Origin of the sequence: Halorubrum sp. Boch-26 (assembly GCF_029889805.1) — an archaeon.
GTDB lineage: Archaea > Halobacteriota > Halobacteria > Halobacteriales > Haloferacaceae > Halorubrum.
Genome location: NZ_JARANT010000026.1, coordinates 22,743 through 30,708, shown reverse-complemented (window position 1 = coordinate 30,708; position 7,966 = coordinate 22,743). Strand labels below are relative to the sequence as shown.

10 protein-coding genes are annotated in these 7,966 nt (G+C 71.4%); 3 read left to right on the top strand and 7 right to left on the bottom strand.

What is annotated here, in order from left to right; all coding sequences use genetic code 11:
• The first annotated feature begins 437 nt into the window (after positions 1 to 437).
• Complete coding sequence (locus OQF71_RS05815; RefSeq protein WP_280586423.1) at positions 438 to 1,325, top strand: YkgJ family cysteine cluster protein; 888 nt, start codon at positions 438 to 440, stop codon at positions 1,323 to 1,325.
• A 54-nt stretch (positions 1,326 to 1,379) separates the two neighbouring features.
• Here the strand turns inward: OQF71_RS05815 and OQF71_RS05810 are convergent, their stop codons facing one another.
• The 5 genes from OQF71_RS05810 to serB form a co-directional block, all read right to left on the bottom strand.
• A complete protein-coding gene (locus tag OQF71_RS05810) occupies positions 1,380 to 1,658 on the bottom strand; it encodes a hypothetical protein (protein ID WP_280586422.1) in 279 nt (92 codons plus the stop codon).
• Entirely contained in the window at positions 1,655 to 2,296 is a 642-nt protein-coding gene (locus OQF71_RS05805) for a GNAT family N-acetyltransferase (protein ID WP_280586421.1), read from the bottom strand. Before OQF71_RS05805 ends, OQF71_RS05810 begins: the two co-directional genes overlap by 4 nt.
• Before the next feature lie 71 nt (positions 2,297 to 2,367).
• Positions 2,368 to 3,465, bottom strand: a complete 1,098-nt coding sequence (locus tag OQF71_RS05800) for a Brp/Blh family beta-carotene 15,15'-dioxygenase (RefSeq protein ID WP_280586420.1) — start codon at positions 3,463 to 3,465, stop codon at positions 2,368 to 2,370.
• Positions 3,458 to 4,261, bottom strand: coding sequence for a lycopene cyclase domain-containing protein (locus OQF71_RS05795; protein ID WP_280586419.1), 804 nt, complete (start codon positions 4,259 to 4,261; stop codon positions 3,458 to 3,460). Before OQF71_RS05795 ends, OQF71_RS05800 begins: the two co-directional genes overlap by 8 nt.
• A gap of 98 nt (positions 4,262 to 4,359) precedes the next feature.
• Positions 4,360 to 5,007 (bottom strand): phosphoserine phosphatase SerB, encoded by a 648-nt coding sequence (serB, locus tag OQF71_RS05790; protein ID WP_280586418.1) that lies wholly within the window; start codon positions 5,005 to 5,007, stop codon positions 4,360 to 4,362.
• Between the two features lie 97 nt (positions 5,008 to 5,104).
• On the opposite strand from serB, the gene OQF71_RS05785 reads away from it, so the two are divergent.
• The gene (locus tag OQF71_RS05785; protein WP_280586417.1) at positions 5,105 to 5,308 is read left to right on the top strand and encodes a hypothetical protein; all 204 of its coding nucleotides are present in this window, start codon (positions 5,105 to 5,107) and stop codon (positions 5,306 to 5,308) included.
• 3 nt (positions 5,309 to 5,311) lie between these two features.
• Positions 5,312 to 5,896, top strand: a complete 585-nt coding sequence (locus OQF71_RS05780; protein WP_280586415.1) for a 2'-5' RNA ligase family protein — start codon at positions 5,312 to 5,314, stop codon at positions 5,894 to 5,896.
• Positions 5,897 to 6,256: 360 nt separating this feature from the next.
• Here OQF71_RS05780 and OQF71_RS05775 read toward each other — a convergent pair whose 3' ends face one another.
• Complete coding sequence (locus OQF71_RS05775) at positions 6,257 to 6,466, bottom strand: hypothetical protein (protein WP_280586414.1); 210 nt, start codon at positions 6,464 to 6,466, stop codon at positions 6,257 to 6,259.
• A 5-nt stretch (positions 6,467 to 6,471) separates the two neighbouring features.
• Entirely contained in the window at positions 6,472 to 7,899 is a 1,428-nt protein-coding gene (locus OQF71_RS05770) for a cytochrome P450 (RefSeq protein ID WP_280586413.1), read from the bottom strand.
• Positions 7,900 to 7,966: the final 67 nt, after the last annotated feature.

Sequence of the window (7,966 nt, the reverse complement as noted above, 5' to 3'; positions counted from 1 at the left end):
CCCCCCGTTCACACTCGACCGCCTTCAGATCGACGGTGAACCTCTCCAAAGCCCCAGCCGCTCGTTTATAAACGACTGACTTCAGATCGACGGTGAACCTCTCCAAAGCCCCAGCCGCGAGGACGAAGCACGGCGCAGTAAGCACTGCAGGGAGCGAGCAACGCGAGCGACCGAAGCGCGCAGCAAGCCGCGCGAGTCGTCGCGGCTGCCCCTTTGAGTCCCCACCCCGCACAGCAGCCTCACACCTCCCCAGCCTCGTCGCTCACTCGGGGCTCCCTTCGGTCACCCACATCGCTCGCGACTCCCTCGCACGCGCTCCTCGCGCCTTGTGGGCGCTCGGAGGCGCGCGCCACCGCACCGCCGTCTGTTTATAAACTCAGACCCGTACCCCGCCGATACCTTTTAACTGTGCGAACCGTTCGCACAGGTGATCCCCGATGGAACTCCGCTGTGAGGGCTGCGCCGGCTGCTGCGTCGACTGGCGGCCGCTCTCGCCGGAGGCCGCCGGCTCCGACCGCGCCGGCGACCGCCCCCCGCTCGACGACGTGTACGACCTCGCGCCGCTCACCCGCGACGAGGTCGCCGGCTTCCTCGACGACGGGCTCGGCGACGCGCTCGTCCCGCGGCTGTTCGAGCCCGCCGAGCCCGACGCGCGCGTCTCCGTCGACGGCGTCGAGGTGGCGGCCGCCGGCGACCGCCCCGTGTTCATGATCGGCCTCCGGAAACCGCCCAAGCCGGTCGCGCCGGTCGGCACCGACGAGCCCCGCTGGCTCGACACGTGCGTCTTCCTCGATCCGGCGACGCTCCAGTGCCGGATCCACGGGGAGGAGCGGTATCCCCGGACCTGCGCGACGTACCCGGGGCACAACCTCGAACTCGACGCCGAGACCGAGTGCGAGCGCGTCGAGGCTGCAGGCGGGGGCGACCGCCTCCTCGACGACGAGCCGCCGGACGACCTCCCCGCGCCCGCGTTCGGCCCGCAGGCGCTCGGAACGACGGTCTTCGCCTACCCCGATCCGGACGCCCTGGACGGGGTCATCGACCGGATCGTGAACGACTCGCTCACCGCCGACGACCGCGCCCGGTTCGCGGGCGCCGCGGTCGGCTCCCGGCCGGGGTCGCTGTCGGTCGACCGCGACCGCATGGCCGAGGCTCGCGAGCGCGCCCGCGAGGCCGACTCGTGGGCGGGGCGCGCGATCCGCGAGTGGACCGACCGCGCGGGCGACGACGGGGAAGCCGCCGACCGCGACGCGGCCGCCGTCGGCCGACTGGTCAGCGAACTGGAGGACGACGCCGGCGCGCCCGGGACGCCGGGGTGGGACTGACGGGACGAACGGATCCGGTGCCGCCCCGGCGGTCGCGCTCCCTCTCGCCCGCGCTCACCCGCCCCGCTTGCGATACCACACGCGCTCGCCGACCGGGGACTCGCCGTCCTCGACGGGGAGCCGCCCCACGAACAGGTCCCTGACCGCGAGCGTGATCACGAGTTCGGCGGGAGCGTCGCCGCCGTCTCCACCCCCCTCGTCGCCCTCGGACGCGACCGGGCGGACCGTCACGACGGCGTGCCCGTCGCGCTCGTCGATCGACTCGATCACCCCGACCGACCACCGGTCGACGTGGTGCGACGGCTCCCGGGCGTGGACGCGGTCGTGGTTCACTGCGGTCCCTCCTCGACGCGGCGCACCGCGATCGCCGCCTCGCAGGTGCACTCGACCTCGCACTTCGGGCACTCGGCGGCGGGCCGGTCGATCGGCTCGCGGTGGACCGTCTCGTAGCCGTGCCGGTCGAACAGCTTCTCCGGGGAGTCGGCGCCGCCGTGGTACCACGAGTCCGCGAGGAACAGGTCGACCCCGCGCTCCGCGCCGATAGCGTGCAGCCGCTCCAAGAGCCGACTTCCGATCCCGCGCCCCGTGGCCTCGTCTCGGACGTACCCCATCTCGAGGTGGCCGTACCGCTCCGCGGCCGGGATCAGGTCGGGGTCGTCGAAGAAGTGCATCTCGTCGGCGACGGCGCTCGGATCCTCGAACTCGCGGAGCGCCATGACGCCGAGGATCGGGTCGTCGCCACCGGTCACACCGCCCGCGTCGGCGCCGGCTCGGTCGCCCACGTCGCTGTCTCCTCCGTCGCCCGCATCGGCGTCGGCTTCGACCTCCACCGCGACCAGCACGTGGTGCGTCGGGTCACTGATCCCGAGATCGACGCCGTAGGAGCTTCCCTCGCTGAAGTGCTCGGTGATGAGCGCCTCCAGCTCGTCGGCGTCGCCCGGGCACGGGTCTCGGATCGCGATCTCGTCCATCCCCCCGGGGTACGCTCTCGGCCGATAAGAGCGGCACGGTGGGTCGGCCCCCGCGAGCCGAACGCCGCGGCCTATCCGGCCGCTCCCGGGCGCCAAACGCCCTGTCGTCGGTCGAGCCACGCCACGACGACCACGTGCGGGAGCGTCATGGCCGCGATGGCGACGAGCGACACGGCGAGCAGGTCGCCGGGCGCGGCGACGCCGGCGGGGACCGAGAGCCCGACCGCGCCGACGACGACGAACCCCCCGAGGGTGAGCGGCGCGGCGTCGCGCGCGAACCGCGCGAGGGCACCGATCAGGTCTCCGTCACCGAGCGCCGCAGAGGCTCGATCGTCGACGAGAACGAGCCGGCCGACGTGCCGGAGCGCGTGCCAGAGCGCGAAGTACACGCCCACCGCGAACACGGGCGCGGCGAGCAGGAACCACGCCCACAGCGCTGACACCTCGCCGACGTCGCGGAGCCACCCGCGCCGCGAGGCGCCCCCGCGAACGCGTCGGTACCCCAGGCCGACCGACAGCGCCGTCGCGGCGAGCATGAACGCGCCGACGGCCAGCCGGGTTTCCGGGACGAACACGGGATCGACCGCGGCCGCGGCGGCGTTCGCGTCGACGACGAACAGCCCGACGATCCACTCGGCGACGAGGCGGTACTCGCCCGGATGCGCGAGCAGCGGGACGCCCATCGGGAGTCCGCCGCGAACGACGAGGCTCAGCCAGCGCTCGGCGGAGGTCGGGAGGTGATCGACGCCGGCGACGACGAGCGCCGCGACGTCGCCTTGGCCCCAGTGGAGCCACGTGAGGGCGATGAACCCGACGAACGCGGCCACGGGCGCGAGGAAGAACGCCGCGACGACCGCTCCGCCGAGAATCGCGTAGACGACGGAGACGACGGCGATCGACCGCCGGAGCGAGACGTTCGTCGCCGCTCGGAGGGGGACGAGGTGGTCGACCGCGCCGTGGGCCATCCCGACGGCGAGCGTCCCCAGCGCGAACGTCGCGACGCCCACCTCCACCGGAAACAGGGGGGTTACGGCGCCGACCGGGAGCAGCGCCGCGAGCGCCAGCGCGGGGTACAGCGCAAACCACCGGTCGACCGCGGTCCGCGTCCTCTTGTCGCGCTCGCCCGCCGGTTCGCGCCGCGTCGCCGACCGCGTCGCGGTCTCAGTCATGGACCGGCTCGGCCGACTCCGGTTCCGGGTCGAACGAGTCGGTCGGCGCCCCGGCCGGCCGTCCGCGGCGGTCGTTCCAGTCGAGCACCCACTCGAACAGCACGAGCCCGTTCACGGTCATCACGCCGGCCGAGGCGAAAAAGAGCATCTCCTCGATCGGGAGCCCGAAGACGGCGATTCCGGTTGTGAACTCGGCGGAGAGCCGCCACGTCCCCATCGCGATCGCGATCCGGTCGGCGATCCAGAAGTACGCGGCCGGGATCAGCGTCGCCGCGATCCACATCCGCGGCGTCCGGAGCAAGTAGCCGCCGCCGACCGCCCACTGGAGCGCGACGACCGGACCGACCCACGCGATCAGCCCGCCGAGGTAGAGGTACGAGGGGTCGACCGTCACCAGCCAGAGTCCGCCCCCGACCATCGCGACGCCGGCGACGACGCCGGCGATCCGTGGCCCGCTGTCGAAGTCGCCCTCGCGGAACGTCGGGTCGAACCCGATCAGGTGGAGCGCGAACGCGGTGACGACGGTCTGGATGGTGAAAAAGAGGTACTCGCCGAGCGGAATCGACAGCGCCCGGACGAGCACCGCCCCGTCGGCGTACGACCACGCGCCCCGCCGGATCATGTAGCTGATCCACGGCGTCGTGTACACGTACGCGATGGCGACGAGGATCGCGATCCCGACAGTCGCGCGTCGCCGGCGGACGGCGTCGTACCGCGGCGCGAGGTACCACAGCGCCGCGACGACGGGGAGACTGAAGACGAGGTGGAACTGGAGATACGTCAGCGTCGGAAGCATCTGATCACCTCGGCAACGCCGTTCATACGCCTCTGTTCGCTCTGCCGCTTATTAAGGGCCCGTCCAAACAGTGTGGTCGCGCCCGGCGATCGATGGGGTCAGACCTCGGCCGACAGCACGCCGTGGCCCTCCAGCACCTTCCCGAGGCGGAACATGGAGGCGACGACGGCGTCGCAGACGGGTCGGACCGCGTCCTTCGGCACGAAGCCGACCGCGAGCCCGGCGACCTCCAGCATCGGGAGGTCGTTCGCGCCGTCGCCGATCGCGACCGTCTCGCTCATCGGGATACCGAGGTCGTCGGCGAGCTCGGCCAGCGCGTCGTCTTTCGTCCCCTCGATGAGCGGCCCCTCGGCGTCGCCGGTGAGTTTCCCGCCGGCCATCGGCAGGCGGTTGGCGACGATCGTGTCGGCCTCGACGCCCTGCTTCCCGAGCGCGCGCTCGACCCCGCGCTCGAACCCGCCCGTGAGCACGGCGACGTGGTGGCCCTCGGCCTGCAGGCGCTCGATCAGCTCCCCCGCGCCCGGCCGGAGCGCCACCTCGTCGAACGCGGCCGCGACGTCGTCCTCGCCGAGCCCGCCGAGCAGCTCCGCCCGCTTGTAGAGGCTCTCGGCGTAGCTGAGCTCGTCGTTCATCGCTCGCTCCGTAATCGCAGCCACCTCGTCGGCGACGCCCGCGCGCCCGGCGAGCAGGACCGTCATCTCGGAGTCGGAAAGCGTACCGTCGAAGTCGAACGCGATGAGGCTCATAGCTCCCGTTGGGCGCGGCGGGGTTTTGAAGCACCTGATCGCGCAAGGGGCTCCTCGCGTCGGTGGGGTTTTGCCGGTCCGAGCCGTCCCCTCCGCCATGGACCGAACAGACGCGACCCGCGCCGACGTCGACGTCGACGACCTCCTGAAGGTGATCTTGGGACTCGCGGTCGTGTGGCTTCTCGTGGAGATCCTCGGGGCGGTGCTGGACATCACGTTCGCGATCGTAGACGCCATTTCCCCGCTGATCGTCGTCGCTATCGTCGTGCTGATCGCCTTACGGCTCACCGACCGGATCTGAGGCGTGTTCAGCCTGAACGTCCCGCTCCCGCCCGCGGTCGACCGCCTCGCGGCCGATCTCCACCCGAAACTATCGGGCTTCGACCGCGTGCGCGACCGGCACACCCTCGTCTGCAAGCGTCTCGGGGTCGAGGACGTCCCGGACCGCGTCGCCGGCGGCGCTCGCTCCGGCCGCGCGGACCCTGACTCCGGCCGTGAACCGACGCCGCCCAAGCCCGAGGCGCTCGCGGCGCTGCGCGAGGACCTCCGGCGCCTCCTGTCGGGGACCGACCCGTTCGACATCGCGGTGACCGGCGTCGACGCCTTCGACGCGCCCGCGTCCGGCTCGCGGCCGGTGCTGTACCTCGCCGTCGAGAGCGAGGTTCTCGTCCGTCTCCATCAGCGGTTGTGCGCCGCCTACGGAGCGATCGAGGGGATCGAGGGCGACGAGTTCGTCCCGCACGTTACCTTGGCACGCGGTGGCAATCCGGAGCCCGGCGTCGTCGCCGACCTCGTCGCGGCCGAGTTCGACCCGATCCGCTGGCGCGTCCACGCGCTCGACCTCTACGACCCCGAGTTCCGCGAAGTCGCCGCGAGTATCGAGTTGTAAGCGGATAGTGGGGTTTCGGCGGTGAACACCTCCAAAATTCTAGCCGCTCATTTATGAACGATTGATTACAGATCGACGGAGAACGCCTCCCGGCTGCCCCTTTGAGTCCCGCCCCGACCACCGGAAGACGGTCCTGCTCGCTCACTGCGTTCGCTGCGCGGGCTGCGACTTCCGTGCTCCCGCTCGTTTCACTCGCGGGACCGCAACCGCACCTCACACCTCCCCAGCCTCGCGGCTCACGCCTCGCGGCTTCGCCGCTCGCGTTCGCCGCGTCCCTCGCACGCGCTCCTCACGCCCTGCGGGCGTTCGGAGGCGCGCGCCGCCGCCATCAGTTTATAAATACTACGTCGCCGTCGGCGGTCACTCCCAGTCGCCGTCTTCGCTATCCGAATCGTTTCGCTCGCTCGGCTCGTCGACCGCGTGGTGCGGCCCGACGGGGCCGTGCGTCGGGCAGACGCCGGCGATGGGAGTCGCGTTGAGACAGCAGGCGCGCTGGTGACTCGCGATGGCTCCCCGCGAGAGGGGTTCGCCGCAGCGGCGACAGTACGACTCGGTCGCGTCGTCGGCCATTCCGGTTAGCGCTCGCGAATGCGCATCGGTACCGGATGGTCCGGGTGCATCGTCAGCGACCCGCGCAGCGAGAGGTCGGGCCCCTCGTACTCGAGGTCGTACTGCGAGCAGACCTTCGCGAGGATCAGCTTGGCTTCGAGCAGCGAGAACGCCTTCCCGATGCAGTGACGCGGCCCGCCGCCGAACGGGAAGTAGGCGAACCGCGGGCGCTGGCTCCGGCGCTCCGGCGTCCACCGGCTCGGGTCGAACGTCTCCGGGTCGTCGTACCAGCGCGGCGAGCGGTGGACCACCCACTGAGAGAGCATGAGGGCGGAGCCCTCCGGGATCCGGTACCCGCCCAGTTTCACGTCGAGCTTCGGCTCGCGGAACAGGGTGTAAACCGGCGGATACAGCCGCATCGACTCGTTGAGCACGCGCTCGGTGAACTCCATGTCGCGCACGTCGCTGGCGGACGGGCCGCCGTCGGCGGTGGTCGACTCGTCCGCCGCGCGACCGCCGTCGACCGCCGCCTCGGCCTCGCTCGCCACGCGCTCCCGCGCCTCGGGGTGGTTCGAGAGCAGGTAGAAGGTGTACGTCAACGCGAGCGCGGTGGTGTCGTGGCCGGCCAACAGCATCGTCACCAGCTCGTCGCGGAGGTTCTCGTCCGTCTGCTCGTCTCGGTCGCGGGCGCGCAACAGCACGGAGAGCAGGTCCATCGGCAGGTCGCCGTCGCCGTCCCCGGCGGGGCCGCGCACCGCGACGCCCTCGGGGCCGGCCGGGTCGACGCTCGGGTCGCGCTCGGTCCCGCGGCGTCGGTCGACGATCCCGTCGATCACTGATTCGAGGGTGTCGATGGCGGCGTCGAACTCGCGGTTCTCGCGGGTCGGTACCCAGTTCGGGATCAGGAAGCGGCGCGGGTCGGGCTCGAACCGCGCGCCGAGCGGCTCCAGCTTCTCTTGGACCGTCTTCACCTCCTCGTCGGTGATGTCGGCGCCGAACATCGCCGAGACGATGATCTTGACGGTGAGGCGGGCGACCTCCAGCTGGATGTCGACCACGTCGCCGTCGTTCCAGTCCGCGAGCTGCGACTCGGTGTGGCCGACCATCGTCTCGTCGAGGGCCCCGATCCGCCGGTTATGGAACGAGGGGTTCGCCAGCTTCCGCTGGCGCTGCCACGTCTCCCCCTCGCTCATGAGGAGGCCGTCCCCGAGCAGGGTGTCCATGGCGTCGTCGCCGAACTGCGGCTTCCGGTACTGTTCGGCGTCGGCGACGAGGACGCGCTCGATGTCCGCGGGGTTCGTCAGGAGATACGTCTCCCGCGGGCCGAGGTCGAAGCGGACGACGTCGCCGTAGCTGTCGGCGCAGGCGCGCATGAACGAGAACGGGTCGTCGGCGAACTGGCGACCGTTGCCGAAGAGGGGGTCGCCGATGGGTCCGGGAGGCGTGACTGACATACGAGAAACAGGGTCTCGGTGGGGTTAAACGTTCGGCGGCGGGGAGAAATCGCGAGGCGTGGGGCCG

Coding starts and splice junctions, on each gene's coding strand:
- OQF71_RS05815 (WP_280586423.1), top strand. CDS start 438: ATGGAACTCCGCTGTGAGGGCTGCGCCGGCTGCTGCGTCGACTGGCGG.
- OQF71_RS05805 (WP_280586421.1), bottom strand. CDS start 2,296: ATGGACGAGATCGCGATCCGAGACCCGTGCCCGGGCGACGCCGACGAG.
- serB (WP_280586418.1), bottom strand. CDS start 5,007: ATGAGCCTCATCGCGTTCGACTTCGACGGTACGCTTTCCGACTCCGAG.
- OQF71_RS05800 (WP_280586420.1), bottom strand. CDS start 3,465: ATGACTGAGACCGCGACGCGGTCGGCGACGCGGCGCGAACCGGCGGGC.
- OQF71_RS05770 (WP_280586413.1), bottom strand. CDS start 7,899: ATGTCAGTCACGCCTCCCGGACCCATCGGCGACCCCCTCTTCGGCAAC.
- OQF71_RS05785 (WP_280586417.1), top strand. CDS start 5,105: ATGGACCGAACAGACGCGACCCGCGCCGACGTCGACGTCGACGACCTC.
- OQF71_RS05775 (WP_280586414.1), bottom strand. CDS start 6,466: ATGGCCGACGACGCGACCGAGTCGTACTGTCGCCGCTGCGGCGAACCC.
- OQF71_RS05795 (WP_280586419.1), bottom strand. CDS start 4,261: ATGCTTCCGACGCTGACGTATCTCCAGTTCCACCTCGTCTTCAGTCTC.